1 pseudogene is annotated in these 223 nt (G+C 43.5%); it reads right to left on the reverse strand.

Annotated features, from left to right (window positions below):
• Positions 1 to 136: 136 nt before the first annotated feature.
• Positions 137 to 223, reverse strand: a pseudogene (locus tag ADF68_RS10315) (IS200/IS605 family transposase); the annotation flags it as partial.

Here is a 223-nt window from a genome sequence, read left to right on the forward strand (position 1 = left end):
CCACCCGTCAAACGGGTGGTTTGTACCAGGGCTATAAGCCCAGATAACTAGCCAGCGCCTAAAGACGCTGGCTTTCACTTTGTTCAAGCCTTATTGCATTTTGACTCGTCACAAGCCTCTCAAAGAGGCATATGTACTACTTGCCACTATCCCTAAAGGGATCTTCATATTCTTTTACACTCAACTTATCTAAAGCAATATCTTTTCGCTCTTGTTCCTGAAT

It is taken from the genome of Streptococcus pseudopneumoniae, from assembly GCF_001068775.1.
GTDB lineage: Bacteria > Bacillota > Bacilli > Lactobacillales > Streptococcaceae > Streptococcus > Streptococcus pseudopneumoniae_N.